This window comes from Halomonas campaniensis (genome assembly GCF_014193375.1).
GTDB classification, from domain to species: Bacteria; Pseudomonadota; Gammaproteobacteria; order Pseudomonadales; family Halomonadaceae; genus Halomonas; species Halomonas campaniensis.
On record NZ_JACHZF010000016.1, the window covers coordinates 1 to 26,249 of the forward strand.

The window sequence follows — 26,249 nt, forward strand, 5'->3', positions numbered from 1 at the left end:
CATACACAGGCCGGATATATGGCAGCAACCTGTACCTGCATCGATGAACGGAGCCTTGCAAGCCGGGAGGAGACCATATAGGGGTTCACAGCGCCCTCGCGAAGGCTTGTCGCCGGTAAAGCTCATCGCTGGCGACCACAATAGTTCAAACTCAGGAGTACCCCATGAAGACCAAGCCCGCACTGACCCTGACCGATGTCAACGCCATCCTCGATGCCGCCCAGCAGGAGGCCGAAGCCAACGGCTGGGGCGTCACCATCGCCGTGGCCGACGACGGCGGCCACCTGCTCGGCCTGCGCCGCATGGACAGCGCCCCGCCCTTCAGCGCCGAGGTGGCCGCCCAGAAGGCCCGCAACGCCGCCATCGGCCGCCGCGAGACCCAGGCCTTCGAGGAGATGATCAACGGCGGCCGCACCGCCTTCGTCACCGCGCCCATGCAGTCGCTGCTGGCCGGCGGCGTGCCGGTGCTGGTGGACGGCGAGGTGGCTGGCACCGTCGGCATCTCCGGCGTCAAGCCCGACCAGGACGTGCAGATCGCCCGCGCCGGCGTCGCCGCCATCGGCTAACCCGCCGCCGACGCGACAGGGCCCCGCTCCGGATGGAGCGGGGCCCTGTGCGTTGTGGCCCATACGCCTGAAACCGGGAGCGGGCTCAGCGAACGATATCAGTCGATGCGTTTCAGCTGGCTCGCGTGGAGGCGGCCGCGCTCCACGTAGCCCGCCGCGTTCTTCCTCAGCCCCTCGATGGCCTCCTCGGAGAGCTCACGGACCACCCGGGCCGGCGCGCCGACGATCAGCGAGCCCGCCGGGAACTCGGCGCCCTCCTTGACCACCGCCCCGGCCGCCACCAGGCAGTTCTCGCCGATCACCGCGCCGTTGAGGATCACCGCCTGGATGCCCACCAGGCTGCCATCGCCGATGGTGCAGCCGTGCAGCATCGCCTGGTGGCCCACGGTCACGCCCTTCCCCACCCGGAGGGGAAAGCCGGGGTCGGCGTGCAGCACCGCGCCGTCCTGGATGTTGCTCTCCTCGCCCACCTCCAGGTGGTCGGTATCGCCGCGCAGCACCGCCTGGTACCAGACGCTGGCGCCGCGCTTGAGGGTGACCTGGCCGATCACGTCGGCGGTCTCGGCCACGTAGACATCGTCATGGAGCTCCGGGCGGTGCTCCCCGTACTGGTAGATCGCCATGGGGTTCCTCCTGCAGACAAGGGATGGGGAGAGGATGCCACGCGGGGGCCAGCGGAGCGAGCCGGCACCGGCCCGCTCCGGCGCCCCCGGTCAGGCCAGCGCCTGCTCCAGCAGCCGCGCCACGTGGACCGCCTCCCGGCCGCTGCCATCCTGGATCTGGTGGCGGCAGCTGGTGCCGTCGGCGACCAGCACGGCATCGTCGCCCGCCTCGCGGATCGCCGGCAACAGCGACAGCTCGGCCATGGCCAGCGAGGCATCATAGTGCTCCACCTCGTAGCCGAAGCTGCCCGCCATGCCGCAGCAGGAGGACTCGATGGTCTCGACCTCGAGGTCGGGGATCCACGACAGCACCGTCTCGACCGGGCGCAGGGCATCGAAGGCCTTCTGGTGACAGTGGCCATGGAGCATGGCGCGCCGCTGGGGCAGCGCCTTGAGCTCGAGGGGCAGCTCGCCGGCATCCCGCGCCCGGACCAGGAACTCCTCGAACAGGAAGGCCGAGCGGGAGAGCGCCTCGGCCTCCTTGCCGAACCCGTACTGCAGGAACTCGTCGCGCAGGGTCAGCAGGCAGGAGGGCTCGAGCCCGACGATCGCCACGCCCCGCTTCACATGGGGCATCAGGTGGTCGAGGGTGCGTCGCGCCTCCAGCCGGGCCTTGTCGAACTGCCCGGACGAGAGGTAGGTGCGCCCGCAGCACAGCGGCCGCTGGCCCGGCCGGGCGTTCAGGTGCACCCGGTAGCCGGCGGCCTCCAGCACCCGCCGGGCGGCCCGGGCGTTGTCCCCCTCCTGGTAGTTGTTGAAGGTGTCCACGAACAGCAGCACCTCCCGCGAGGCGAGGGCCGGGCTCTCGTGGGGCTCGGCCAGGAAATTGCCGCGGAAGGCCGGCAGCGAACGCTGCGGCGCCAGGCCGAGGGTGCGCTTGATGGCGCGGGCCAGGACGGGCACGCGCTCTACGCCGTTGACCAGCCCGGCGAAGCGGCTGGCCCAGGGGGCATAGCGCGGCATCTCGCCGACCAGGCGGTCGCGCAGCGACAGTCCCCGGGCCCGGGCCCGGGCGGTGCGCGCCTCGATCTTGAACTTCGCCATGTCCACGCCGGTGGGACAGTCACGCTTGCAGCCCTTGCAGGAGACGCAGAGGTCCAGCGCCTCCTTGACCTCGTCGCTGGCCAGGCCCGCCTCCCCCAGCTGGCCCGAGAGCACCAGCCGCAGGGTGTTGGCGCGCCCCCGGGTCAGGTGCTGCTCATCGCGGGTGATGCGGTAGCTGGGGCACATGGTGCCGGCATCGAACTTGCGGCAGTGGCCGTTGTTGTTGCACATCTCCACCGCCATGGCCAGGCCATGGGTGGGGTCGCCGGCGCTGCCGGGCTCGCCCTGCTCACCGGTCAGCGGATCGCGGGTGACGTTCCAGCCCGACCAGTCGAACACCGGGGCCAGCGGAATCCGGCGATAGGCCTTCGGGAAGCGGAAATAGCGGTCGTCGTCCATCCGCGGGGTGTCGACGATCTTGCCCGGATTGAGCCGGTTCTCCGGGTCGAAGGCGCCCTTGACCGCCCGGAAGGCGTCATTGAGGGTCTCGCCGAACTGCCAGGCCACCCACTCGCCGCGGCACAGGCCATCGCCGTGCTCGCCGGAGTAGGCCCCCTTGTATTCGCGCACCAGCGCGGACGCCTGCTCGGCGATCTCGCGCATCTTCTCGGCGCCGTCGCGGCGCATGTCGAGGATCGGCCGCACGTGGAGGGTCCCCACGCTGGCGTGGGCATACCAGGTGCCCTCGGTGCCGTAGCGATGGAACACCTCGGTGAGCCTGTCGGTGTACTCCGCCAGGTGCTCCAGGGGCACCGCGCAATCCTCGATGAAGGAGACCGGCTTCCCGTCTCCCTTCATGCTCATCATGATGTTGAGGCCGGCCTTGCGCACGTTCCACAGCGCCTTCTGCTCGGCGGGCGCCGGCATCTCCACCACGCTGTCGGGCAGGCCCAGGTCGGCCATCAGCTCCGAGAGGCGCGCCAGCGAGGCGAGCTGGGCCTCGCGGTCCTGGCCGGCGAACTCCACCAGCAGCACCGCCTGGGGCCGGCCGATCAGCGCCTTCTCGATCACCGGCCGGAACGCCGGGTTCTCGAGCGAGAGGTCGATCATGGTGCGATCCACCAGCTCCACCGCCGTGGGGTCCAGGGTGACGATGTGCTGGGTGAGATCCATCGCCTGGTAGAAGGTGGGGAAGTTCACCACCCCGAGCACCTTGTGCTCGGGCAGCGGCGAGAGCCGCAGGGTGATGCGCCGGCTCACCCCCAGGGTCCCCTCGGAGCCCACCAGCAGGTGGGCCAGGTTGGCCCGCCCCTCCGGGTCGTAGGGCCGGGGGTTCTGGCAGTCGAAGAGGTCGAGGTTGTAGCCCCCGACGCGCCTGAGCACCTTGGGGAAGTGCTCGCGGATCTCCGGGGCGACGCCGTCGGCGATGGCCTTCACCCGGTCGGCCAGTTCGCGTACCGGGCCACGTTCCGGCAGGGCATCGACGAAGCCGAATTGCCCCTCGCTGCCGTCGGCCAGCCAGGCGTCCACGCCCAGCACGTTGTGGACCATGTTGCCGTAGCGGATCGAGCGCGAGCCGCAGGAGTTGTTGCCGGTCATGCCGCCGAGGGTGCACTGGGCGCTGGTGGAGACATCCACCGGGTACCAGAGCCCGTGGGGCTTGAGCCAGGCGTTGAGGTGGTCGAGCACGATGCCGGGCTCCACCACCACGGTGCGCGCCTCGGGATCGAACTCGACGATCTCCTTGAGCCAGCGGGTGGTGTCGATCACCAGCGCCTCGCCCACCGTCTGGCCGCACTGGCTGGTTCCGGCGCCCCGGGCCAGGATCGGCACCCGGGCGTCCCGGGCGATCTCCAGCGCCGCGGTCAGGTCCTGCTGGTGGCGGGGGATCACCACCCCCACCGGGGTCACCTGGTAGATCGAGGCGTCCGTCGAATAGCGGCCCCGCGAGGCCTGGTCGAACAGCACCTCGCCCTCCAGCTCCCGGGCGAGGCGCGCCGCCAGTTCGGTCACCGGCTTGACCCGTGCATCCGGTGAGCTGGTCTTGTCCGTGAGAGACGTCATCCTGCCTTCCTCAGCCATGGGGAATATGCGGTGGGTTCACTTGGCGTCGAGGGGATGCTGGGCGAAGTAGTCCAGCGCCGCCGTCACGCCGCTGCCCGCCAGGGGCACCCCGGCCAGCTTCATGCCGGCCTCGCAGCCGCCCAGGGTGGCGATCAGGGTCAGGTCGTTGCAGTCGCCCAGGTGGCCGATGCGGAACATCTTCCCCTTGGCCTTGCCGAGCCCCGTGCCCAGCGACAGGTCGAAGCGCTCGTAGATGATCTTGCGCACCGCATCCGCATCGACCCCCTCCGGCATCACCACCCCGGTGAGCACCGGCGAGTAGACGGCCGGATCCTGGCACTGGATCTCCAGGCCCCAGGCCTGCACCGCCGTGCGCACCCCGGCGGCCCAGCGCTGGTGGCGGGCGAAGACGTGGTCCAGCCCCTCCTCGAGCAGCATGTCCAGCGCCTCGTTGAGGCCGTAGAGCAGGTTGGTGCTGGGGGTATAGGGCCAGTAGCCGTTGCGGTTGGCCTCGAGGATCTCGTCCCAGGCCCAGAAGCTCTTGGGCATGCGGTTGTGGCGGCTCGCCTCGATGGCCTTGTCGGAAATGGCGTTGAAGCTGATCCCCGGGGGCAGCATGAGGCCCTTCTGGGAGCCGGAGATGGTAACGTCCACGCCCCACTCGTCGTGGCGATAGTCGGCGCTGGCCAGGCCCGAGATGGTGTCGACCAGCAGCAGCGCCGGGTGGCCGGCGGCATCCATGGCGCGGCGCACCGCGGCGATGTCGCTGGTGACCCCGGTGGAGGTCTCGTTGTGCACCACGCAGACCGCCTTGATCTCCTGGGCGCTGTCCTCGCGCAGGCGCGCCTCGATCATGTCGGCCTGGACGCCGTGGCGCCAGCCCTCGTAGCCGGGCAGGCCGAGGAACTCGGGCTCGACCCCTAGCCGCCGCGCCATCTTGTGCCACAGGGTGGCGAAGTGGCCGGTCTCGAACATCAGCACCCGATCCCCCGGCGAGAGGGTGTTGGCCAGCGCGGCCTCCCAGGCGCCGGTGCCGGAGGCCGGGTAGATGATCACCGGGTTCTCGGTCTTGAAGACCCGCCGGATCTTGTCGAGCAGCTCGAGGCCGAGTGCGCCGAACTCCGGGCCGCGGTGGTCGATGGTGGGCAGGCTCATCGCCCGCAGGATGCGATCCGGCACCGGCGACGGGCCGGGGATCTGCAGGAAATGGCGGCCGGACGGATGGAAATCGAGCTTCAGCATGGAGCAATCCTTCTTGTTTGTGGAGTCGGGGGCGCCGGGTTACCTGATGCAGCCGGCGTCGCGCAGCGTGGCGAGTTCATCGGGGGCCAACCCCAGGTCGCCGAGCACCTCATCGGTGTGCTGGCCGAACAGCGGGGCCGGGGAGCGGATCTGCGAGGGCGTGGCCGAGAACTTGCTCGGGAAGCCGATGGTCTTCATGCGGCCGATCACCGGGTGTTCCAGCTCCTGCACCATGCCTCGGGCCAGGTAGTGCTCGTCACCCATGGCCTGGGCAAAGTCGTTGATGGGCCCGGCGGGGACCCCGGCCCGGTCGCAGCGCGCCAGCCAGTCGTCGACGTCGCGGTCGGCCATGACCGTCTCCAGCAGCGCCTCGAGCTCCTCCACGTGCTGGCCGCGATCGAAGTTGGTGAGGAAGCGCGGGTCTTCCATCAGGTCGGGGCGCTCCAGCACGTCGCCGCAGAAGCGCTCCCAGGTGCGCTGGTTGGCGCAGCCCAGCATCAGGTAGCCGTCGCGGGCCTTGACCGCCTGGTAGGGCGCCGAGACACGATGGCGCCAGCCGGTGGGCTCGGGTACCTTGCCCTCGGAGAAGTAGGCGGCGGCCTCCCAGGTGAACCAGGGCAGGCCACACTCGGTGATGGCGATGTCGATGTGCTGCCCATCGCCGGTGGCCATCCGATGGATATAGGCGGCCAGGATCGAGTAGACCGCGGTGATGCCGCCGCCGATATCGTAGACGGCCACCCCGGTCTTGAGCGGCCGGCGCCCCTTCTCGCCGGTCATCGACATCAGGCCGGTCATGCCCTGGGCGACCAGGTCGAAGCCGCCACGGTGGCTGTAGGGGCCGGTCTGGCCGTAGCCGGAGATCGAGCAGTAGATGATCCCGGGGTTGATCGCCCTGATGCTCTCGTAGTCGATCGCCAGGGAGGTGGTCACGCCGGGACGGTAGTTCTCGACGATCACGTCCGCCTCCCGCGCCAGCCGGTAGAAGATCTCCCGGGCCCGCTCGTCCTTGAGGTTGAGCGAGATGCTCTTCTTGTTGCGGTTGATCTGCGAGAAGCAGGTCGACTCGTCGTTGACGTAGGGGCCCATCTGGCGGCTGTCGTCGCCGCCGTTGATCTTCTCGACCTTGATCACCTCGGCCCCCATGTCCCCCAGCACCATGGTGCAGTAGGGGCCGGCCATGATCTGCGAGACGTCCAGGACCTTGAGTCTTTCCAGGGGAAGCATCGGCTTCACCTCGCTTGTGTGGTTCGCGTGGCAACCGTGACGCCAGGAGGTCAGCGGCCGGTCCACTCGAAGGGTGTCTTGTGCAGGAACTTGTTCACTGCCGCCTTGAAGTCGTCGCTCATGTAGCAGGCGGTGATCCAGTCGTCGCTGGCCTCACGCTCGAGGCGGCGATGCGCCAGCACGCGGCCCACCAGCGCCTTGCTGGCCTTGAGGGTCAGCGGCGCCCGCCGCCCCAGCTGGTCGGCCACCGCCGCCACCTCGTCATGGATGCGCTCGGGCGGGAAGACGGCGTTGACCAGCCCGGCCGCGCTCGCCTGCTCGGCGCCGAACAGGGTGCCCAGCATCAGCGCCTCCTTGGTGCGGGCCACCCCCAGCATGTCGATCAGCCGCGAGACGTTGGTGATCGAGAGGGTGTTGCCCAGGGTGCGGGCGATGGGCACGCCGAACTTCAGGCTCGGCGTGGCGTAGCGGAAGTCGCAGGCCAGGGCCAGCGCCGCGCCGCCGCCCACGCAGGCCCCCTCGAGCAGGGCGATGGTGGGCTTGTCCAGCGCCTCCAGCTTGCCGACCACCGCATCGATGCGCCGCTCGTAGCCGAGGGCGTCCTCGGGCTCGCCGAACTGCTCGAACTGGCCGATGTCGGTGCCGGCGACGAACGCCTCGCCGCCGACCCCGTGGAGCACCACCGCGTGGATGGCGTCATCCGCCTGGAGGCGGTCGCAGTGGGCGGAGAGCGCGTCGTGCATCTCCCAGGTCATGGCGTTGCGGCTCTCGGGGCGGTTGAAGCCGAGCCAGGCCACGCCGTCGCGCACCTCATGCAGCAGGGTGTTCGCCGTCATCACGCCTCTCCCTTCTGGTGACCGGGCACCCGGCAATGAATAATGAATTCATTTTTTCTGGCTATCATGTTGCTTCCCTCGGTGATGAACCCGGCGGACGCTCGCCCGCCGGGCCACGGCGCTAGCGGTAGAAGAGCTCCACCAGGGCCATCGGGATGGCAGGGATGTAGGTGACCAGCAGCAGCACGAAGAGCAGCACCCCGATGAAGCCGAGGTTGGAGCGGGTCACCGACCAGACATCCGTCTTGGCGATCGAGCAGGCCGTGATCAGCACGCTGGCCACCGGCGGCGTCTGCTGGCCGATCGCCAGGTTGAGGCAGACCACCAGGCCGAAGTGCACCGGATCGATGCCGGCCGCCCCGACCAGCGGCATGACGATGGGCACCACCAGGATGATCGCCGCCGCGGAGTGCAGGAAGAGCCCGATCAGCAGGAAGAAGATGTTCAGCATCATCAGGATGGCGTACTTGTTGTCCGTCATGCCGAGCACCGCCTGGGCCAGCTGCTGGGGCAGGCGCATCTCGGTCAGGAACACCCCGATCAGCGCCGAGGCCGCCACCAGCAGCATCACCACGGCGGTCTGCTGCCCCCCGTCGATGATCGCCTTGTAGAGGGTGCGCAGGTCCAGCTCGCGGTAGATGACGGCGCTGATGAAGATGGCCGCCGCCACCGCCAGGCCCGCCCCTTCGGTGGCGGTGACGAAGCCGCCGAAGATGGAGCCGAGGATGATGATCGGCAGGGTCAGGGCCCAGCCGGCTTCCCTGGCGGTCTGCTTGACGCGCTTGAACTGGAAGACCTCCTCCACCGGCCAGTCGTACTTGCGGGCATAGTAGTAGCTCAGCGCCATCAGGCCCGCGGCTCCCAGCAGCCCAGGCACGATGCCGGCCACGAACAGCTGGACGATGGAGGCGCCCGACATCACCCCGTAGAGGATCATCGGGATGGAGGGCGGAATGATGATCGCCAGGGACGCCGACGAGGAGGTGACGGCCGCGGCGAAGGGCGCCGGATAGCCGCGCTTCTTCATGGCCGGGATCAGCACCGAGCCGGTGGCGGCCACGTCGGCCACCGCCGAGCCGGAGATCTCGGCGAAGAACAGCGAGACGCCGATGTTGATCATCGCCAGCCCGCCCCGGATGAAGCCGAACAGCGCCGAGGCGAAGGCGATCAGTCGCTTGGAGATGCCACCGGTGTTCATGATGGCGCCGGCCAGCACGAACATGGGGATGGCCAGCAGCGGGAAGCTGCTCGCCCCCTCGAACATGGTCAGCCCGATGTTGGGCAGCATGTCCACGCCCTGGTGGACCACGATGGCCACCGTGGCCACGATGGCCAGCGCCACGGCGATGGGCAGCCCCATCAGGATCAGCCCCAGCAGGCCGATGATCATGAAGGGAAGTGTCATGGCTGATCCCTCTTCGTCAGTGCATCGGCGGTGAAGCCGGCCCGGGCGTTGTCACGCTCGGCCTCGGCGATGGCATGGCGGATCTCCTCCTCCTCCTGGGTCAGGCCGGAACGCACCTTGGCCAGGTGGGCGGGCATGCTGAGCAGCTGGGCGATGATGAACAGCGCCGCGCCGATGGGAATGACCGACTGTGTGAAGGTGAGCGGCACCCAGCGCAGGGTGATCAGCGCCATGCCCTGCATGACATCGAGGACCACCAGGCCGGCCCAGCCCAGCACCAGGAAGAAGCCGATGAACAGCGCCTCGGTGAGGTAGGTGATCGGCATGCGGATGTGCACCGGAAGCGCGGCCACGACGCCATCGACGCCGATATGGCCACGCTTGAGCGCCGCCAGGGCCCCGGCGTAGTAGGTCAGCCAGACCAGCATGATGGCGGCCACCTCGTCATACCAGGAGGGTGTGCGCCAGGCATAGCGGGTCACCACCGCATAGAGCACCACCAGCGTCAGCGTGACCATCAGCACCACCGTGATGATCTCGAGCAGGCGCTCCAGGATGCGGGAAATCTGATTCACAGTACCCATGACTCTCGACTCGAACAGGAAAGGGGCAGGAGCCCCACGCCGCCATGGCGGCGTGGGGAATGGGGACAGATACCTCGAGCGGAGAGGTCAGGAGCCGTTGCCGAGCTCCAGCACCTTGTCGATCAGCTCCTGCGAGCCGGGGACTTCGTTGGCGAAGGCCTCGTAGATCGGGCCGGACGCCTCGATGAACACCGAGGTGTCGACCTCGTTGATCTCGGTGCCCGCCTCGCGGATCACGTCGAGGAGGTCCTGGTCGAGCTGGGCGGCGTGCTCGTAGACGAAGTCCTGGGTCTCCTGGGCGACCTCAATGAGGATCTCCTGGATCTCCTCGGGGAGGTTGTTGAAGCGGCGGCCGGCGGTGAGGTAGGCCGGCGTGTAGACGTGGCCGGTCAGCGACAGGTAGTCCTGCACCTCCTGGAAGCGCTGCCCGGCGATCTGCGCCAGGGGGTTCTCCTGGCCGTCCATGACGCCCGTCTGCAGGGCCATGAACACCTCGGAGAGCGCCATGGGCGAGGGCTCGGCGCCGTACTCCTCGAACATCCTCACGCGCCAGGCGCCACGCGGAGTACGCAGCTTCACGCCACGCAGGTCCTCGGGCGAATGGATCGGACGCACGTTGTTGGTGATATGGCGGAAGCCGTTCTCCCACACGGCGATGATGCGGTAGCCGTTCTGTTCGGCCAGCGGTGCCAGGGTCGGCCAGACGATCTCCTCCTCGACCCGCTTCATGTGCTCGCGGTCCTGGATCAGGTAGGGCAGCTCGAAGAGGCCGAACTCGTCGGCGACGGATGACATGATGGTGGACGGCAGGGCGAAGTCGACCGTGCCGAGACGCAGCTTCTGCAGCAGCTCGGAATCGTTGCCCAGCTGGCTGGAACCGAACGTCACCACCTCATAGGGATCGGGGAGGCGCTCGTTGGCCAGTTCGGCGAAGTGGTTGGCGGAGTCGGTGAACAGCGAGTCGGGGCCGCCGACGTGGCCGAAGGTGATCTCGCGGGCCTGGAGCGGGGCCGACACGAGGGCGACGGCGGCGGCCACCGCCGTGAGACGTAGCAGGTGCATGGCGCTTTTCCTCTTGTTGTAGTCCTGGCTCGAGCGGGGCTGCCGCCCGGGTTCCGCTTCTGTTGTCACTTGTTGTCGTTGTGGCGATCAGCGAAGCCGAATAGACGCCGCACAAATTGAATTCTTTATGCGAAATGCGCCTGCCCTCAAGCTAGCCCCGGCCAAGAAGGGGTGTCAAGGCGAGCGTTTCGACGCAACGTCCTCCCTTGGCCGGCAGGCTCACTCGGGCTCCAGGCCCCAGGCCAGGCCGGCCGCCTCGATGCCGGCGATGGCCGCTCGTTCGTCCTCGGCCGAGGAGGCACCGCTGACGCCCACCGCGCCAATCACGCACTGGTCGTCATCCAGGACCAGCACGCCGCCGGCGACCGGCACGGAGCGCCCGCCCGAGGCCGCCGCCACGCTGGCCAGGAAGGCCGGCCGCTCGGCGTTGCGCTCGCCGATCACCCCGCTGGCCGCGCCGTTGCCCAGAGCCGCGTAGGCCTTGCCGCTGGCCACCGGGAAGCGCAGCGGGGCGCAGCCATCCTCCCGCTCGACGGCCACCGGGTGGCCGCCGCCATCCAGCACTACCACCGTGAGCGGCGGCATCGCCTGCCCCCGCGCCAGCGCGAAGGCACCGTCGAGGATCTCCCGCGCCTGGTGGCGCCCCAGCAGCACCCGACTGTGATAGACCTTGCCTGCCATCCGCTCTCCCCCTCTGCTGTACCCGATGGAATTTTGAATTCATAATAACTTTGCACACTCTCACCGACCTCGCCACCATGGAGAAGGCGGCCCGGGCAGTAAGGCACCCGGCAGCGGGGTCCATCGGACGGGCGGCGACGACGGCGCCGGCCGGCATCACGCACAAGGAAGCGAGCATGAGCAAGATTCAGCACCGAAACCTCTATCGGGAGGTCGCCGACCGCGTCCTCGACCTCATCGAGCAGGGCGAGCTGGCGTCCGGCGACCGCATTCCCGAACGGGAGCTGTGCGAGCGCTTCGGTGTCTCCCGCACCCCGCTGCGCGAGGCCCTCAAGGTCCTCGCCTCGGAGGGGGTGGTGGAACTGCTGCCCAACCGGGGGGCTCGGGTGAGGCAGCTGACCCTCAAGATGGTCAAGGATACCTACGACCTGATGGGGGCCCTGGAGGGGCTGGCGGGGGAGCTGGCCTGCCAGCAGATCAGCGACGAGGGGATCGCCGAGATCCGCGACCTGCACGGCAGGATGCTCGACCACTACCGCAACCGGGAGCTGGCGGAGTACTTCCGGGTCAACCGGCAGATCCACGAGGGCATCCTCGCCGCCTCGCAGAACGAGGCGCTGCAGGAGATGTACAGCAACCTCAGCCAGCGGGTGAAGCGGGTGCGCTACTCCAAGCAGATGACCGACGACTTCTGGCGGCGGGCGGTGGAGGACCACGAGGCGATGATCGAGGCCCTGGAGCAGCGCGACGGCCGCTGGCTCGGGCAGATCCTGCGCGAGCACCTCTGCAACAAGCTGGAGGTCGCCGCCATGGACGAGGTCATCGACGACCGCCAGCGCGCCTGAGCGAACCACGTCGACATCGCTCGCTCGGCACACATGGCTTACCCTGTGCCCTCCCCGCCCAGGCGGGACCTGCGTACCGGTCAACGAGGACACCATGCCGCTGCTCTATTTCCTACCCCCGCTGGGCGCCGTGCTGATCTGGTCGGGCAACATGACCATCAACCAGCTCACCGTAGGCGCCATCGCGCCGAGCAGCATCGCCTTCCTGCGCTGGGTGCTGGCGCTGGCGGTGCTCACCCCCTTCCTGGCCCCGACGGCCTGGAAGCATCGCGCCACGATTCGCCGCGAATGGCCGAAGCTCGCCGTGCTGGGCCTGCTGGGCATGGGCCTGTGGCAGGGGCTCGCCTACGTGGCCGCCGAGACCACCTCGGCCACCAACATGGGCATCCTGGCCGCCATGGTGCCGCTGCTCACCGTGCTGCTCAGCGCGCTGATCCTGCGCGAGCCGCCCAGCCTGGGCGGCACCCTGGGGGGCGTCGTGGCGCTGCTGGGGGTGCTGGTGCTGCTGGGGCGCGGCAACCCGCTGTCACTGCTGGAGCTCTCCGTGGCCAAGGGCGACCTGCTGATGTTGGTGGCGGCCACCTGCTACGCGCTCTACGGGGTGATGCTCAAGCGCTGGCCCATGGACCTGCCGCCCTGGATCCTGCTCTACGCCCAGGTGATCTTCGCCGTGCTCTTCCTGCTGCCGCCGTACCTGATGGGCCCCATGACCCCGGTGGATGGGAGCAACATCGGCCTGATCCTCTATGCCGGCATCCCCGCCTCGATCATCACCACCTTCCTGTGGATGCGGGCCATTCGCCAGATCGGCGCCAGCCAGGCGAGCATCTTCATCAACCTGATGCCGCTGTTCAGCGCGCTGATCGCCATGGCCCTGCTGGGCGAGCGGATCGCCCTCTTCCACTTCCTCGGCGGCGCCCTGGTGCTGGCCGGGGTGATCATGGCCCAGACGCTGACCCGGCCGCTGGTGCAGCCGGCCCCCGGGGCCGTCGATCAGCCGAAGAACCAGTAGCAGACGCCGATCGCCGTGACGATCCCGGCCAGGTCCGCCACCAGGGCGCAGCCCAGCCCGTGGCGGATCCGCCGGATGCCCACCGCACCGAAGTAGACCGCCAGCACGTAGAAGGTGGTCTCGGTGCTGCCCTGCATGGTGGCCGCCAGCAGGCCCGGGAAGCTGTCGACGCCGAAGGTGTCCATGGTCTCGATCATCATCGCCCGGGCGCCGCTGCCGGAGAGCGGCTTGATGAAGGCGGTGGGCAGCGCCTCGACGAAGCGGGTGTCCCAGCCCAGGCCGGCGGCCAGCCAGCGGATCCCCTCCAGGCCGGCATCCAGCACGCCGCTGGCCCGCAGCACCCCCACGGCCACCAGCATGGCGATCAGGTAGGGCAGCAGGGTCACCGAGAAGCGCACGCCCTCCTTCGCCCCCTCGATGAAGGCGTCGTAGACGTTGACCCGGCGCAGCGCGCCGACGAGCAGGAAGCCGACCACGATGCCGAACAGCACCAGGTTGCCCACCAGGGTCGAGGTGGCGGCCAGCGCCTGGGCCGACATGCCGGCCAGGGTGGTCAGCAGCAGCCCTAGGGCCACCGCCGCCCCGGCCAGGTAAGCCAGCACCACCGGCTGCCAGAGCTTCAGCCGCTGCATCAGCGCCACGCTGAGCAGCCCCGCCAGGCTCGAGGCGGTGGTGGCCAGCAGGATCGGCAGGAACACCGCGGTGGGCTCCGCCGCCCCCTGCTGGGCGCGATACATGAAGATGGTCACCGGCAGCAGGGTCAGCGACGAGGTGTTGAGCACCAGGAAGAGGATCTGGGCGTTGCTGGCGGTCTCCCGGCTCGGGTTGAGCTCCTGCAGGGCATGCATCGCCTTGATGCCGATCGGCGTGGCGGCGTTGTCCAGGCCGAGGATGTTGGCCGCGAAGTTCATGCTGATCAGCCCCATGGCCGGGTGGCCGCTGGGCACCTCGGGCATCAGGCGGCGGAACAGCGGGTCGAGCAGCCGGGCCATCAGCCGGATCAGGCCGGCCCGCTCGGCGATGGCCAGGAAGCCCAGCCAGAGGGTCATGGTGCCGGCCAGCACGATCACGATGTCCACGCTGAGCCGGGCCATGTCGAACAGTGCCTGGACCAGGCGGGCGAAGACTTCCGCATCGCCGACGCCCAGCCACTGCCAGAGACCGGCGGCGAAGGCCGCGAGGAAGAAGCTCAGCCAGATTCCATTCAGCATGTCAGGGGCATCCTGTGCGGGGGCGAGAGTCGGAGGTTACCCAATCCCCTTCGCCCTGCCCATGGCCGCGGGCCGGCCGATCATCGTGCTAGACTTTTCGCTCTGCCCCCGACCGACAAGGATGCACCATGTCCCTCGACGACCTGCACCTGACGCTGCGCAACCTGACGCCCGAGGACTATCCCCAGCTCGAGGCGCTGATGGATGCCGTCTACCACGACATCGGCGGCGCCTGGTCGCAGCACACCATCGATACGCTGATCGCCTCCTTCCCGGACGGCCAGATCGTCATCGAGGACGACGGCCGGCTGGTGGGCATGGCGCTGACCGCGCGGGTCGACTATGACGAGTTCACCAATCCCCACAAGTACGACGACCTGATCGGCAAGCGCGAGGTGATCCTCGACGACCCGGACGGCGATGCCATGTATGGCCTCGACGTGCTGATCCACCCGGAGTACCGCGGCTACCGCCTGGGGCGGCGCCTGTATGACGCCCGCAAGGAGCTGTGCCGCTCGCTGAACCTGCGGGCGATCCTGGCCGGCGGGCGCATTCCCCAGTACCACCGGCACGCCGAGGAGCTCTCCCCCACCCAGTACATCGACCGGGTGGCCCGCAAGGAGATCCACGACCCCATCCTCTCCTTCCAGCTGGCCAACGACTTCCAGGTCAAGCGCCTGCTGCGCGACTACCTGCCCGAGGACGAGAAGTCCCAGGGCTTCGCCACCCTGCTGGAGTGGAACAACTTCCTCTTCGAGCCCGCCGAGCTGGTGCTCGACACCCGCAAGACCCAGGTGCGGATCGGCGCGGTGCAGTGGCAGATGCGCGAGTTCGACTCGGTGGAGGCGGTGCTGCAGCAGGTGGAGTACTTCGTCGATGCGCTCTCGGGCTACAAGAGCGACTTCGCGGTCTTCCCGGAGCTGTTCAACGCCCCGCTGATGGGCCTCCAGGACCGCGCCGCCCAGCAGGACCAGGTCGCCGCCATCCGCTTCCTGGCCAGCTTCACCGAGCAGTTCAAGGCCGAGCTGTCGCGCATGGCGGTCTCCTACAACATCAATATCGTGGCCGGTTCCATGATCGAGGTGGGCGAGGACGACCGCCTCTACAACGTCAGCTACCTCTGCCACCGGGACGGCGAGATCGAGTGCCAGGCCAAGCTGCACATCACCCCCCAGGAGCGGCGCGACTGGGTGATCGAGGGCGGCCACGACCTGCAGGTCTTCGATACCGACGCCGGCCGCGTCGGCATCCTGATCTGCTACGACGTGGAGTTCCCGGAGCTGCCGCGGCTGCTGGCCGAGCAGGACATGGACATCCTCTTCGTGCCCTTCTGGACCGACACCAAGAACGGCTACCTGCGGGTACGCCACTGCGCCCAGGCCCGGGCCATCGAGAACGAGTGCTACGTGGTGCTGTGCGGCAGCGTGGGCAACGTGCCCTCCATCGAGAACCTCGACATCCAGTACGCCCAGTCGTCGGTCTTCTCGCCCTCGGACTTCGCCTTCCCCCACGACGCCGTGCTCAACGAGACGACCCCCAACACCGAGATGATCTTCTTCTCGGACCTGGACCTGACGCGGCTGACCATGGTGCGCAACGAGGGCTCGGTGACCAACCTCAAGGACCGCCGCAAGGACCTCTTCGACCTGCGCTGGCGTGACTGGTCATGGAAGTCAGGTGCGGATCTGGAAGAGGGCTGAGGAGCGCGGAGGAGAGCCGATGCTGGGGCGCCTGAAACGCTGGCGGGCCGAACGCTTCGCCGCCCGCCACCCCTTCCCCGACGCGGCCTGGGCCGAGGCCCGCGGGCGGCTGCCGCTGCTCGCCGCCCTGGGTGACGCCGAGGCGGCGGCGCTGGGGGAGCGCGCCTGGCAGTTCCTGCATGCCAAGCGCCTGAGCCTGCACCCGGAACTTTCCGAGTCTACCCCCTTCGACCTGCCCGCCCAGCTGGCGCTGGCCGCCCAGGCCTGCCTGCTGACCCTGGGCTGGAGCGACGACGACCACGCCGAGGCCTTCGCCAACGTCCACGAGGTGCTGGTGCTGCCCGACGCCTTCCAGCGCCGGGTGGAGGAGATGGACGAGTTCGGGGTGATGCACGAGTACGACGACGAGCGCGCCGGCGAGACCTCCTACCAGGGCCCGGTGGTGGTGGCCTTCCCCGACCTGATGGAGAGCGGCGACTTCTCGGGCTTCAACGTGCTGATCCACGAGTTCGCCCACAAGCTCGACATGGGCAACTCCCTGGACGTGGACGGCTTCCCGCCGCTGCCGCGGGAGATCGACCCGCGGGAGTGGCATCGGGTCTTCATGGCCGTCTGGGAGGACCTCCAGGCGCATCTCGAGCGCGGCGAGCCCACGCCCATCGACGACTACGCCGCCACCCACCCGGGGGAATGCTTCGCGGTGTGCTGCGAGGCCTTCTTCACCGCCCCGGACCTGTTGCATGATGCCTATCCGGCGCTCCATGACCTGCTGGCCCGCTACTTCCGCCAGGACCCGCTGGCCCGGCTGCCCGAACGCGACCTCGAGGAGATCGAGGCCACCCACCACGACCGCCACTGACCCGCCGGTCACCGTTACCCCGAGGAGGCGCCCATGATCGACCTGCGCAGCGATACCGTCACCCGCCCCACCCCGCCCATGCGCGCCGCCATGGCCGAGGCCCCGGTGGGCGACGACGTCTGGGGCGACGATCCCAGCGTCACGCGCTTCGAGGCCGCCGTGGCCGAGCGCGCCGGCAAGGCCGCCGCCCTGCTCTTCCCCAGCGGCACCCAGAGCAACCTGGCCGCCCTGCTGGCCCACTGCCAGCGCGGCGACGAATATATCGCCGGCCAGCAGGCCCACACCTACAAGTACGAGGGGGGCGGCGCCGCCGTGCTCGGTGGCATCCAGCCCCAGCCGGTGGAGCATGACGGCGACGGCTCGCTGCCCCTGGAGCGCATCCGCGCGGCGATCAAGCCCGACGACTTCCACTTCGCCCGCACCCGCCTGCTGGCGCTGGAGAACACCATCGGCGGCAAGGTGCTGGATGCCGGCTACGTGGCGGCGGCCACCGACCTGGCCCGCGAGCATGGCCTGGCCACCCACCTGGACGGCGCCCGGCTGTTCAACGCCGCGGTGGCCACCGACACCCCGCTGGCCGCGCTCTGCGCCCCCTTCGACAGCGTCTCGCTGTGCTTCTCCAAGGGGCTCGGCGCCCCGGTGGGTTCGGTGCTGGTGGGCACGCCGGCGCTGGTCGGCGAGGCGCGGCGCTGGCGCAAGGTGCTCGGCGGCGGCATGCGCCAGGCCGGCGTGCTGGCCGCCGCCTGCCACCACGCCCTCGACCACCACGTCGCCGACCTGGCTGAGGATCACCGCAAGGCCGAGCGCCTCGCCGAGGGGCTGGCCAGCATCGACGGTGTCGAGGTGGTCTCCCGGGCCACCAACATGGTCTTCGCCCGTTTCCCGGAGGCCGACCGGGAGCCCCTCAGGGCCTGGCTGGAGGCGCGCGGCATCCTGGTCGAGCTGCTCTACTCCACCCGCTTCGTCGCCCATCGCGACGTCAGCCATGCCGACATCGAGACGGTGATCGAGGCGATCGCCGACTACCGCCTCAGTCGCTGAGCTCGCGTTCGGCGAGCAGCCAGCGCCATACCTGATCGGCGTCGTCGGCGACCTCGCGGCGGCTCGGCCGTACCAGCCAGAAGCGCTCCGGGCAGTGCAGCCCGGGGTCGAAGGGCACCACCAGATCGCGGCGCTCGGCCAGCAGGCGTCGATGGGCCAGGGCGACCCCGACTCCCCGGGCGGCCAGGGCCAGTGTCATCACCTGGTTGTCGCAGGCGAGCGAGTCGCAGCGGCGCTCGAGCCCTCCCACCCCCGCCGCCTCCAGCCAGGCCGGCCATCCGGCGCCGAAGCCCAGGGCGTGCAGCAGTGTGTGGCCCGCCAGGTCGGCAGGCGCCAGCAGCCGCTCGGCGACGTCGGGCGCGCAGGCCGGTACCAGCCACTCCTCACCCAGCGACAGCGCCTCCACCCCGGCCCAGTCGCCATGACCGTAGCGAATCTCGATGTCAGCCCCCTCCGGGCCGAAGTCGTCGGGCCAGATGGCGCTGACCAGGCGCAGCGACACCGCCGGGTGTGCCCGCCGCAGGCGCGGCAGGCGTGGCGCCAGCCAATCCTGCTGGATCACCGGCGTGGTGCGCAGCGTCACGCTGTGGTCGGCCGCACCGCCGAACACCTCGGCGGTACCCTCTGCCATGCGCGAGAAAGCGTCGTGAATGCTGGGCAGCCAGGCCTGTCCGGCCGGGGTCAGGGTGAGGCTGCGCGGGTGGCGCACGAAGAGCTTGTGCCCGAGGCGGTCCTCCAGCAGGCGGATGCGCTGGCTGATGGCTGCCTGGGTCACCCCCAGCTCACGGCCGGCGGCGGTGAAGCTGAGGGTGCGCGCGGCGGCCTCGAAGGCCTGCAGCCATGTCAGCGGCGGCAAGGGGGTCATGGCCAAATCACTCATAAGCTTTATTGGGGCATAGGCGCCAGATTAATCGTTTGTCACCGCCCGCGCGACTCCCCATCCTGAGCCCCTCTACCCTCCCCTGACCGAGGAGACGCCATGCCCCTTGTCGCCGATACCCCGCACCAGGCCACCGCACCGGACATGGCCGAGCTTGCGCCCATCCCCGCCACGCCGCTGTTGGCCGAGGCCCGCGCCGACGAGGCAGCGATCGTGCTGGCCTGGGAGGATGGCGCGCGAACCCGCCTGCCCTTCATCTGGCTGCGCGACCACTGCCCCTGTCGGGAGTGCCGCCACCCCCAGACCCGCGAGCGCCTGCATGTACCCCTGGACGAGGTGACCACGCCGCCCGAGACACGCCTCGAGGCCGGCCATCTGTGGCTGCGCTGGGAGGATGGCCACGAGAGCCGCTTCGCCGCCGGCTGGCTGCACCAGCGCCGCCCCGAGGCACCGCAGGCGAGTCCCGTCCCCGCTCCCCGGGCCTGGCGCGAGGGCTTCACGCCGGTGTGCGTCAGCCATGCCGACTTCCTGTCCCCGGAGGGGGAATCGACCTGGCTCGAGGCGCTGCTGCGCGACGGCCTGGCGCTGATCGAACAGGGCCCGCTGGTCGACGAGGAGGTCAGCCGCCTGGCGGAGCGCATCGGCCCCCAGCGAGCCACCAACTTCGGCGCTCGCTTCGACGTGCGCTCCAAGCCCAACCCCAACAACGCCGCCTACACCGCTATCGGCCTGGCGCTGCACATCGACCTGCCCAACTGGCGTCAGCCCCCGGATATCCAGCTGCTCTACTGCCTGCAGAACGAGGCCGAGGGGGGTGAATCGCTGTTCGCCGACGGCATCCAGGTCGCCGAAGCGCTTCGCGAGGCAGACCCCGAGGCCTTTCGGTTGCTCAGCGAGGAGGCCATCGACTTCCGCTTCCAGGACGAGACGCACGACATTGCCGTGCGCGCGCCGGTGATCGGCTGCGACAACCAGGGCCGCGTGGTAGAGCTGCGCTTCAACAACTGGATCCGCGACACCCTGCGCCTGCCCGCCGAGCGCATGGCGGCCTGGTACCGCGCCTATCGCCACTTCTGGCAGCTGCTCCACTCGCCGCGCTTCCAGCTCGACTTCAGCCTGGCCCCTGGCGAAATGGTCGCCTTCGACAACCGTCGGGTGCTGCACGGTCGCCGTGCCTTCGATCCCAACACCGGTGCCCGCCACCTGCAGGGCACCTACCTCGACCGCGACCTGCTCGAGTCGCGGCTGCGGGTGCTGGCACGCCGGCGCTGAGCACCGCTTACCCGTGATGCCGCCGGCCACGACAAGCATATTTGCCGGCGGCGTCGACCCACCATCAAGACAGGAGAAACTCCATGACTGCCCCCCTGACCTGGCCAAGCGTACTGCTCACCGGCGGCCTGCTAGGCGGCCTGGCACTCCATGCCCATGCCGATGAGACGACCCTCGACTTCGGCGTTCCCGCCTGGCCCGGCATCACCGTCAAGACAGCGATCGCCGAGCAGCTGCTGGCCCCGCTGGGCTACGAGACACGCACCCACAACCTGGGCCTGCAGGTGATCTACCAGGGCATGGACAGCGGTGATATCGACGTCTTCCTGGGCGGCTGGATGCCCGCACAGCGCGAGATGTTCGAACCCCGCGAAGACGATGGCCGGCTGCGCGCGCTGACCAACAACGTCGACGGCGCCCAGATGACCCTTGCGGTACCCGAGTACCTCCATGAGAAGGGTATCCGGAGCTTCGCCGACCTGGACGCCAACCGTGAACTGTTCAACGGCCAGATTCACGGCTTCGGGGCCGGCTCAGCCGCCAGCGAGATCCTCGAAGCGGCGATCGCCGCAGACACCTGGGGGCTCGGCGACTGGCGCCTGGTCGACACCAGCGAAGTGGGCATGCTGAGTGCCGCCCAGGATGCCATCTCCCGCGAGGAGGCCATCGTCTGGGTCGGCTGGACGCCGCACTGGATGAACCTCGAGCTGCCGATGCGTTACCTCGATGACCCGCAGGACCTGTTCGGTGAGAACAACGGCGAGAGCGATGTGCTGACGCTGATTCGCAGCGACTACGCCGAGGCCAACCCCGAGCTGGTCAGCTTCTTCGAAGCCTTCACCTTCAGCGCCGAGGAGCAGAGCTGGATGATCCAGGAGTACGGCCAGCAGGAGCGCGACCCAACCGACGTGGCCACCGAGTGGATCCACGACAACGCGGAACGCGTCGAGGCGATGCTGACAGACGTGAATGGCCGCGACGGTGAACCGGCCTGGCCACGAGTCCAGGCGGCTCTCGACCTCTGATCAGACATCCTGCGGCGGCACCCGGCCGACCATCCCCTCGGCCAGGTGGTCGAGGAAGGCACGCAGGCGCGCCGGCACATGGCGGCGCTGGGGGTAGACCGCATGGAAGTCGGCGCGCACGCCCCGCCAGCCGGGCAGCAGCTCGACGAGCCGGCCGGCGGCCAGGTGCTCGTGGACGTCCCACCAGGAGCGCAGCGCGATGCCGTGGCCGTCCAGCGCCAGCCCCACGATCACCTCGCCGTCGTTGCTGGCCAGCGGCCCCGACACCTTGATCGCCTGCTCCCCGTCCTGCCCGTCGCGGCGCTCCAGTCGCCACAGGGCGAAGTCGCTGTCGTTCTCGCGCAGCACCAGGCAGGGGTGGGCCGCCAGGTCCGCCGGCGTGGCCAGCGGTGCCATGCGCGCCACGTAGCCGGGCGAGGCGCACAGCACCCGGCGGTTGGCGAGGATGCGCCGGGCCACCAGGCGCGAGTCGGGGGGCTCCCCCACCCGGATGCCGATATCCACCCCCTGCTCCCCCGGGGTCAGCGGGAAGTTGGTCAGCTCAAGCGTGCTCTCCACCCCCGGGTGGCGGGCACGGAAGCTCGACAGCAGCGGCGCCACGTGGCGCCGCCCGAAACCGAAGGTGGCGTTGATCTTGAGCGGGCCGGTGAGCTCGGCGCGCTGCGCCCCCAGCGCCTCCTCCAGCTCGACCAGCTCCTCGAGGATCGCCGCCCCGCGCACGAGATAGCGCTCGCCCTCCGGGGTCAGGGCCAGGCGGCGGGTGGTGCGGCTGGCCAGGGTCGCGCCCAGGCGGGCCTCGAGCTGCTTGAGCCGCTTGCTTACCGCCGACAGCGACAGGCCGAGCTCCCGGGCGGTGGCCGTGAGGCTGCCGGCCTGGGCCAGGCGCTGGAAGAAGGCCAGGTCATCGAGCTGGGCCACCGGATTCTCCACTTCTTCTCAACAATACATTGCATTTTAGCCCGATTATCGACGGAACGAGGAGGGCTAGACTGCCGGGAGTCCAACCCCATCCCGGATAGCGAGGAAGCCCGACATGACCCACAGAATCGCCGTGATCCCCGGTGACGGCATCGGCAAGGAAGTCATGCCCGAGGGGCTGCGCGCCCTCGAGGCCGCCGCCGCCCGCTTCGACATCGACCTGGAACTTGCGCACTTCGACTTCGCCAGCTGCGACTACTACGCCGAGCACGGCCAGATGCTGCCCGACGACTGGTTCGAGACCCTCAAGGACTTCGATGCCATCTTCTATGGCGCGGTCGGCTGGCCGGCCACCGTGCCGGATCACATCTCGCTGTGGGGCTCGCTGCTGCAGTTCCGCCGCCGCTTCGACCAGTACATCAACCTGCGCCCCTGCCGGCTGCTGCCGGGCATCAAGAGCCCCCTGGCGAACCGCAAGCCCGGCGACATCGACTTCTACGTAGTGCGCGAGAACACCGAGGGGGAGTATTCCAGCGTCGGCGGCAAGATGTTCGAGGGCACCGACCGCGAGGTGGTGATCCAGGAGACGGTGATGACCCGCCACGGCACCGACCGGGTGCTGAAGTTCGCCTATGAGCTCGCCGCCTCGCGCCCCCGCAAGAAGCTCACCTCGGCCACCAAGTCCAACGGCATCGCCATCACCATGCCCTGGTGGGACGAGCGCGTGGCCGCCATGGGGGCGAACTACCCCGACGTCGCCGTGGACCAGTTCCACATCGACATCCTCACCGCCAACTTCGTGATGCACCCGGACTGGTTCGACGTGGTGGTGGCCAGCAACCTGTTCGGCGACATCCTCTCCGACCTGGGCCCGGCCTGTACCGGCACCATCGGCGTGGCCCCCTCGGCCAACATCAACCCCGAGGGCACCTTCCCCAGCCTCTTCGAGCCGGTGCACGGCAGCGCCCCGGACATCGCGGGCAAGGGCATCGCCAACCCCATCGGCCAGGTCTGGTCCGGCGCCATGATGCTCGAGCACCTGGGCCACAAGGAAGCCGGCGACGCCATCGTCGCCGCCTTCGAGGCGGTGCTGGCCGAGGGCGACAAGAGCTTACTCACTCCCGACGTGGGTGGCACCGGCACCACCGAGAGTCTGGGCCGGGCCATCGCGGCACGCCTCGCGGGCTGAGGCACGCCCTCCCGGACACTCGCCCGAAGGCCCCACCGGAGACAGCGCGGCCCCCGCCATGGCGGGGGCCGCTCGCGTTGGAGGAGACGACCGCGTGCGGGAATTCGGGGGCTTTCCTCGTCGAAAGGGCAGCAACTCCTGACTTGCGTCAAGCTGCCGCATACCAAGAGAGGATGGGCGACAGGATTAAGACTAGATTATAAATATCGTGAGTTATAAGTATATAACAATGACAGCTCGACCCATCACGCAGGAGTCCCGACATGTCCCGCTCCCCCCTTGCCCCTGTCCGCCTGGACCGGCGCCAGCTCCTCAAGCTGGGGCTGGGTGCCGGCGCGGCCGGCCTGCTGCCCCTGGGCAGCCTGCAGGCCAGCACCCTCTCCACCCGCGCGCGCATCGTCATCCTCGGCGGCGGTGCCGCCGGCATGGCCATGGCCAATCGCCTCTCCCGCCGTCTGGACGGCGCCCGCATCTCGCTCGTCGAACCGCGCGAGATCCACCACTACCAGCCGGGATGGACCCTGGTGGCCTCGGGCGTGTGGCAGCCCGACAAGACCATGCGCCCCAATGCCAACTTCGTACCCGCGGGCGTGGACTGGGTGCGACAGCCCGCCGTGGGCATCGATGCCGAGCAGCGCCGGATTTCGCTCGCCGATGCCAGCGTGCTGGAGTACGACTACCTGGTGGTGGCCACCGGCCTGCAGCTCAACTACCACCTGATCGACGGCATGTCGCCGGACCTGGTCGGGACCCACGGCATCGGCAGCGTCTATGCCAGCATCGAGGGCGCCACCCGCACCCGCGATGCCATCGACGCCTGGCTGGCCAAGGGCGGTGGCAAGGGCCTGTTCACCGCGGCTCCCACCCCGGTGAAGTGCGCCGGCGCGCCGATCAAGATGACCTTCACCACCCTGTCCCGCATCCGCGACACCGGCCGTCGCGACGCCTTCCAGCTCGACTACCTCACCCCCGGCGCCGGCATGTTCAGCCAGCCCTGGATCAACGACTTCCTCAAGCAGCGCTTCGACGACGAGGGCATCAACCGCCGCCACCACTACCGACTCTCTGCCATCGACCCTGCCGCCCGGCAGGCCGAGTTCACCTTCGTCGGGCCGGCCAGCGAGTTCACCTCCCACCATGAGCTGCGCCAGGCCGAGTTCGGCCGCGAGGGGGAGATGACCGAGGTGGTCGACTACGACTTCATCCATGTGGTGCCGCCCATGAGCGCCCCGGATTTCGTGCGCGAGAGCGACCTGATCGCCCATGAAGGCCCCTTCCGCGGCGAGTGGCTGGATGTGGATATCCACACCCTGCAGCACAACCGCTACCCGGAGGTGTTCGGCATCGGCGACGTGATCGGCGCGCCGATCAACAAGACCGCCGCCAGCGTCAAGGCCCAGGCCCCGGTCGTCGAGGCCAACCTGCTGGCCCAGATGCAGGAGCAACCGCTGCCGGCCCGTTACAACGGCTATACCTCCTGCCCGCTGATCACCGATATCGGCAAGGCGATGCTGGTGGAGTTCGGCTACGACAACGACATGGACTTCCTGCCCTCATTTCCCTTCATCGACCCCCGCGACGAGTCCTGGGCGGCCTGGGTGATGAAGGACCGCATGCTGCAGCCGGCCTACTATGCCGTGCTGGAAGGCCAGGCCTGAGGAGAGACGATCATGACGATTCAAGGTGCACTGACCATCCTGATGTATGCCCTGGCCCCCTTCCTGTGGTGGATCCTGGGCGCCCTGGCGGTGCTGGTGCTGGTCCAGCTGGTGGCCCGCCTGCGCGGCTACCGCGCGCTCCACTACCGCTGCCTGGGCACCAACCTGGCCTCCTTGGCGGTGGGCCTCTCGGGGCTGTGGTGGATTCCCGCCTTCACCCACTCGAAGCTGGGCTATGTGGCCACCGCCTTCGACTGGGTGGCGATGATCGGCGCCGTGATCGGCCTGACCATCGCCGCCTGGCTGGTGCTGCATCCGCTCAGCTACCTGGTGCGCGCGCCCCGCTACGTGAGCCTGGGCGACGCCCACTGACCCCCGGGGCGACGGGGCGCTGCCCCGTCGTGGCGGTCCGGCGACCCGGCTGTCCGGCGACCAGGAGATCAGGCCAGGCGCCACGTCCCTTCCAGGATCCGGACCTTGCCGCCAGCCAGGTTGTCGCGCAGGTTGCGACCCATCTCGGCGAATTCGGGCCCGAAGATCAGTGCCGGTCCCGGCAACGGCGGGGGCGTCTCGCCCCCCGCCTCCCGGCGAGTGTGCTTCTGCCGCCAGGCCAGCGCCGCCTCGGTCACGTCGCGCACGCACACCGGCATGAAGCCCGCCGTCTCGAGGCTCGCCTCCAGCGCCTCGCGCCGCTGCAGATGGCTGGTCGCCGCCGTGCGCGCCCAGGGCACCGGCAGCGCCAGCGGCTCGGGATTGTCGCCGGCCACCACCTCGTGGAGCAGCACCCGGCCACCGGGCACCAGCAGGCGCCGCCACTCGGCCAGCACAGCGGGCACGTCCGGCATGTTCATCAGGGCATGCTGGCACCAGACGAGATCGAAGCCGGCACCGGTGAGCGGGGTATGCGCGGCATCGGCGCACAGGAAGCGGGTGCGCCCGGCAAGCCCCGTGGCCGCGCTCAGCCACTCCGCCGCCGCGACGAAGGCGGCGGTGATATCGACACCGACCACCTCGCAGCCGAACTCGTCGGCCAGCAGCCTGGCGGCCCCGCCGGTGCCGCAGCCCACGTCCAGCACCCGCGCACCGGGCTCGAGCTCGCCCAGCGCGGCCAGGGAGCGGCTGGCGGCACGCCCGCCCAGGTGCAGCTGGTCGATGCCGGCCACTGCGTCCAGGGTCAGCTGGTCCGGGTCGCACCCGGCAGCCCGGAAGGCCGCCTGCAGCCGGGCCACCAGGCTTCCCCCGCCCCCGGCGACAAGGGCATCATAGTGGGCATTGAGATGGCGGGCGTGATCGGTCATGGTGGCCTCCTGGCGAACGGCGGGGGGT

24 protein-coding genes are annotated in these 26,249 nt (G+C 69.3%); 11 read left to right on the plus strand and 13 right to left on the minus strand.

Annotated features, from left to right (window positions below; genetic code table 11):
• Window positions 1-164: 164 nt before the first annotated feature.
• Window positions 165-566 carry a GlcG/HbpS family heme-binding protein gene (locus tag BDK63_RS11715; RefSeq protein ID WP_183332147.1) on the plus strand — a complete coding sequence of 134 codons (402 nt, stop codon included), beginning with the start codon at window positions 165-167 and terminating at the stop codon, window positions 564-566.
• A gap of 98 nt (window positions 567-664) precedes the next feature.
• Here the strand turns inward: BDK63_RS11715 and BDK63_RS11720 are convergent, their stop codons facing one another.
• From BDK63_RS11720 to BDK63_RS11760, 9 genes are all read right to left on the minus strand, one after another.
• Complete coding sequence (locus BDK63_RS11720; RefSeq protein ID WP_183332149.1) at window positions 665-1,189, minus strand: gamma carbonic anhydrase family protein; 525 nt, start codon at window positions 1,187-1,189, stop codon at window positions 665-667.
• Between the two features lie 90 nt (window positions 1,190-1,279).
• The gene (locus BDK63_RS11725) at window positions 1,280-4,276 is read right to left on the minus strand and encodes an FAD-binding and (Fe-S)-binding domain-containing protein (protein WP_183332151.1); all 2,997 of its coding nucleotides are present in this window, start codon (window positions 4,274-4,276) and stop codon (window positions 1,280-1,282) included.
• A 36-nt stretch (window positions 4,277-4,312) separates the two neighbouring features.
• Window positions 4,313-5,518 (minus strand): pyridoxal-phosphate-dependent aminotransferase family protein, encoded by a 1,206-nt coding sequence (locus BDK63_RS11730; protein ID WP_183332153.1) that lies wholly within the window; start codon window positions 5,516-5,518, stop codon window positions 4,313-4,315.
• 39 nt (window positions 5,519-5,557) lie between these two features.
• A complete protein-coding gene (locus tag BDK63_RS11735; RefSeq protein WP_183332155.1) occupies window positions 5,558-6,745 on the minus strand; it encodes a CaiB/BaiF CoA transferase family protein in 1,188 nt (395 codons plus the stop codon).
• Between the two features lie 50 nt (window positions 6,746-6,795).
• Window positions 6,796-7,581: an enoyl-CoA hydratase/isomerase family protein gene (locus tag BDK63_RS11740; RefSeq protein WP_183332157.1), complete on the minus strand. Its 786-nt coding sequence runs from the start codon at window positions 7,579-7,581 to the stop codon at window positions 6,796-6,798.
• A gap of 121 nt (window positions 7,582-7,702) precedes the next feature.
• Window positions 7,703-8,986, minus strand: coding sequence for a TRAP transporter large permease (locus BDK63_RS11745; protein ID WP_183332159.1), 1,284 nt, complete (start codon window positions 8,984-8,986; stop codon window positions 7,703-7,705).
• A complete protein-coding gene (locus BDK63_RS11750) occupies window positions 8,983-9,570 on the minus strand; it encodes a TRAP transporter small permease (protein ID WP_183332161.1) in 588 nt (195 codons plus the stop codon). The genes BDK63_RS11745 and BDK63_RS11750 overlap by 4 nt, the downstream gene beginning before the upstream one ends.
• Before the next feature lie 87 nt (window positions 9,571-9,657).
• Entirely contained in the window at window positions 9,658-10,632 is a 975-nt protein-coding gene (locus tag BDK63_RS11755) for a TRAP transporter substrate-binding protein (protein WP_183332163.1), read from the minus strand.
• A gap of 219 nt (window positions 10,633-10,851) precedes the next feature.
• Window positions 10,852-11,313 carry a GlcG/HbpS family heme-binding protein gene (locus tag BDK63_RS11760; protein WP_183332165.1) on the minus strand — a complete coding sequence of 154 codons (462 nt, stop codon included), beginning with the start codon at window positions 11,311-11,313 and terminating at the stop codon, window positions 10,852-10,854.
• A 176-nt stretch (window positions 11,314-11,489) separates the two neighbouring features.
• Here BDK63_RS11760 and BDK63_RS11765 point away from each other — a divergent pair, with 176 nt between their 5' ends.
• Window positions 11,490-12,158 carry a GntR family transcriptional regulator gene (locus BDK63_RS11765; protein WP_183332167.1) on the plus strand — a complete coding sequence of 223 codons (669 nt, stop codon included), beginning with the start codon at window positions 11,490-11,492 and terminating at the stop codon, window positions 12,156-12,158.
• A gap of 94 nt (window positions 12,159-12,252) precedes the next feature.
• Window positions 12,253-13,170 (plus strand): DMT family transporter, encoded by a 918-nt coding sequence (locus BDK63_RS11770; RefSeq protein ID WP_183332169.1) that lies wholly within the window; start codon window positions 12,253-12,255, stop codon window positions 13,168-13,170.
• On the opposite strand, the gene BDK63_RS11775 is transcribed toward BDK63_RS11770, so the two are convergent.
• Complete coding sequence (locus BDK63_RS11775) at window positions 13,152-14,381, minus strand: nucleoside recognition domain-containing protein (RefSeq protein ID WP_183332171.1); 1,230 nt, start codon at window positions 14,379-14,381, stop codon at window positions 13,152-13,154. The two genes, BDK63_RS11770 and BDK63_RS11775, sit on opposite strands and share 19 nt — an antisense overlap.
• Window positions 14,382-14,509: 128 nt before the next feature.
• Here BDK63_RS11775 and BDK63_RS11780 point away from each other — a divergent pair, with 128 nt between their 5' ends.
• Genes BDK63_RS11780 through ltaE form a run of 3 tightly spaced genes read left to right on the plus strand, consistent with a single transcriptional unit; the run spans window position 14,510 to window position 17,981 of the window.
• Window positions 14,510-16,081 (plus strand): bifunctional GNAT family N-acetyltransferase/carbon-nitrogen hydrolase family protein, encoded by a 1,572-nt coding sequence (locus BDK63_RS11780; protein WP_183332173.1) that lies wholly within the window; start codon window positions 14,510-14,512, stop codon window positions 16,079-16,081.
• Window positions 16,082-16,100: 19 nt separating this feature from the next.
• Window positions 16,101-16,940, plus strand: coding sequence for a M90 family metallopeptidase (locus BDK63_RS11785; RefSeq protein ID WP_183332175.1), 840 nt, complete (start codon window positions 16,101-16,103; stop codon window positions 16,938-16,940).
• A gap of 33 nt (window positions 16,941-16,973) precedes the next feature.
• Window positions 16,974-17,981 (plus strand): low-specificity L-threonine aldolase, encoded by a 1,008-nt coding sequence (gene ltaE / locus BDK63_RS11790; protein ID WP_183332177.1) that lies wholly within the window; start codon window positions 16,974-16,976, stop codon window positions 17,979-17,981.
• On the opposite strand, the gene BDK63_RS11795 is transcribed toward ltaE, so the two are convergent.
• Window positions 17,971-18,846 (minus strand): LysR substrate-binding domain-containing protein, encoded by an 876-nt coding sequence (locus BDK63_RS11795; protein ID WP_183332180.1) that lies wholly within the window; start codon window positions 18,844-18,846, stop codon window positions 17,971-17,973. The two genes, ltaE and BDK63_RS11795, sit on opposite strands and share 11 nt — an antisense overlap.
• A 114-nt stretch (window positions 18,847-18,960) precedes the next feature.
• Between BDK63_RS11795 and BDK63_RS11800 the strand changes: the two genes are divergently transcribed.
• Both BDK63_RS11800 and BDK63_RS11805 read left to right on the plus strand, forming a co-directional pair.
• A complete protein-coding gene (locus BDK63_RS11800; RefSeq protein WP_246386059.1) occupies window positions 18,961-20,133 on the plus strand; it encodes a TauD/TfdA family dioxygenase in 1,173 nt (390 codons plus the stop codon).
• 83 nt (window positions 20,134-20,216) lie between these two features.
• On the plus strand, window positions 20,217-21,158 hold the full coding sequence (locus BDK63_RS11805; RefSeq protein ID WP_183332182.1) for an ABC transporter substrate-binding protein: 942 nt from the start codon (window positions 20,217-20,219) through the stop codon (window positions 21,156-21,158).
• On the opposite strand, the gene BDK63_RS11810 is transcribed toward BDK63_RS11805, so the two are convergent.
• Entirely contained in the window at window positions 21,159-22,076 is a 918-nt protein-coding gene (locus tag BDK63_RS11810) for a LysR substrate-binding domain-containing protein (protein WP_183332184.1), read from the minus strand. It lies immediately after the preceding gene.
• Between the two features lie 115 nt (window positions 22,077-22,191).
• On the opposite strand from BDK63_RS11810, the gene BDK63_RS11815 reads away from it, so the two are divergent.
• From BDK63_RS11815 to BDK63_RS11825, 3 genes are all read left to right on the plus strand, one after another.
• Window positions 22,192-23,265: a tartrate dehydrogenase gene (locus BDK63_RS11815; RefSeq protein ID WP_183332186.1), complete on the plus strand. Its 1,074-nt coding sequence runs from the start codon at window positions 22,192-22,194 to the stop codon at window positions 23,263-23,265.
• Between the two features lie 263 nt (window positions 23,266-23,528).
• Complete coding sequence (locus tag BDK63_RS11820; protein ID WP_183332188.1) at window positions 23,529-24,923, plus strand: NAD(P)/FAD-dependent oxidoreductase; 1,395 nt, start codon at window positions 23,529-23,531, stop codon at window positions 24,921-24,923.
• Between the two features lie 12 nt (window positions 24,924-24,935).
• Complete coding sequence (locus BDK63_RS11825; protein WP_183332190.1) at window positions 24,936-25,295, plus strand: hypothetical protein; 360 nt, start codon at window positions 24,936-24,938, stop codon at window positions 25,293-25,295.
• Window positions 25,296-25,363: 68 nt separating this feature from the next.
• On the opposite strand, the gene BDK63_RS11830 is transcribed toward BDK63_RS11825, so the two are convergent.
• Window positions 25,364-26,221 (minus strand): SAM-dependent methyltransferase, encoded by an 858-nt coding sequence (locus BDK63_RS11830; RefSeq protein ID WP_183332192.1) that lies wholly within the window; start codon window positions 26,219-26,221, stop codon window positions 25,364-25,366.
• Between the last annotated feature and the right edge of the window lie 28 nt (window positions 26,222-26,249).

Coding starts and splice junctions, on each gene's coding strand:
- BDK63_RS11715 (WP_183332147.1), top strand. CDS start 165: ATGAAGACCAAGCCCGCACTGACCCTGACCGATGTCAACGCCATCCTC.
- BDK63_RS11720 (WP_183332149.1), bottom strand. CDS start 1,189: ATGGCGATCTACCAGTACGGGGAGCACCGCCCGGAGCTCCATGACGAT.
- BDK63_RS11725 (WP_183332151.1), bottom strand. CDS start 4,276: ATGACGTCTCTCACGGACAAGACCAGCTCACCGGATGCACGGGTCAAG.
- BDK63_RS11730 (WP_183332153.1), bottom strand. CDS start 5,518: ATGCTGAAGCTCGATTTCCATCCGTCCGGCCGCCATTTCCTGCAGATC.
- BDK63_RS11735 (WP_183332155.1), bottom strand. CDS start 6,745: ATGCTTCCCCTGGAAAGACTCAAGGTCCTGGACGTCTCGCAGATCATG.
- BDK63_RS11740 (WP_183332157.1), bottom strand. CDS start 7,581: ATGACGGCGAACACCCTGCTGCATGAGGTGCGCGACGGCGTGGCCTGG.
- BDK63_RS11745 (WP_183332159.1), bottom strand. CDS start 8,986: ATGACACTTCCCTTCATGATCATCGGCCTGCTGGGGCTGATCCTGATG.
- BDK63_RS11750 (WP_183332161.1), bottom strand. CDS start 9,570: ATGGGTACTGTGAATCAGATTTCCCGCATCCTGGAGCGCCTGCTCGAG.
- BDK63_RS11755 (WP_183332163.1), bottom strand. CDS start 10,632: ATGCACCTGCTACGTCTCACGGCGGTGGCCGCCGCCGTCGCCCTCGTG.
- BDK63_RS11760 (WP_183332165.1), bottom strand. CDS start 11,313: ATGGCAGGCAAGGTCTATCACAGTCGGGTGCTGCTGGGGCGCCACCAG.
- BDK63_RS11765 (WP_183332167.1), top strand. CDS start 11,490: ATGAGCAAGATTCAGCACCGAAACCTCTATCGGGAGGTCGCCGACCGC.
- BDK63_RS11770 (WP_183332169.1), top strand. CDS start 12,253: ATGCCGCTGCTCTATTTCCTACCCCCGCTGGGCGCCGTGCTGATCTGG.
- BDK63_RS11775 (WP_183332171.1), bottom strand. CDS start 14,381: ATGCTGAATGGAATCTGGCTGAGCTTCTTCCTCGCGGCCTTCGCCGCC.
- BDK63_RS11780 (WP_183332173.1), top strand. CDS start 14,510: ATGTCCCTCGACGACCTGCACCTGACGCTGCGCAACCTGACGCCCGAG.
- BDK63_RS11785 (WP_183332175.1), top strand. CDS start 16,101: ATGCTGGGGCGCCTGAAACGCTGGCGGGCCGAACGCTTCGCCGCCCGC.
- ltaE (WP_183332177.1), top strand. CDS start 16,974: ATGATCGACCTGCGCAGCGATACCGTCACCCGCCCCACCCCGCCCATG.
- BDK63_RS11795 (WP_183332180.1), bottom strand. CDS start 18,846: ATGACCCCCTTGCCGCCGCTGACATGGCTGCAGGCCTTCGAGGCCGCC.
- BDK63_RS11800 (WP_246386059.1), top strand. CDS start 18,961: ATGCCCCTTGTCGCCGATACCCCGCACCAGGCCACCGCACCGGACATG.
- BDK63_RS11805 (WP_183332182.1), top strand. CDS start 20,217: ATGACTGCCCCCCTGACCTGGCCAAGCGTACTGCTCACCGGCGGCCTG.
- BDK63_RS11815 (WP_183332186.1), top strand. CDS start 22,192: ATGACCCACAGAATCGCCGTGATCCCCGGTGACGGCATCGGCAAGGAA.
- BDK63_RS11820 (WP_183332188.1), top strand. CDS start 23,529: ATGTCCCGCTCCCCCCTTGCCCCTGTCCGCCTGGACCGGCGCCAGCTC.
- BDK63_RS11825 (WP_183332190.1), top strand. CDS start 24,936: ATGACGATTCAAGGTGCACTGACCATCCTGATGTATGCCCTGGCCCCC.
- BDK63_RS11830 (WP_183332192.1), bottom strand. CDS start 26,221: ATGACCGATCACGCCCGCCATCTCAATGCCCACTATGATGCCCTTGTC.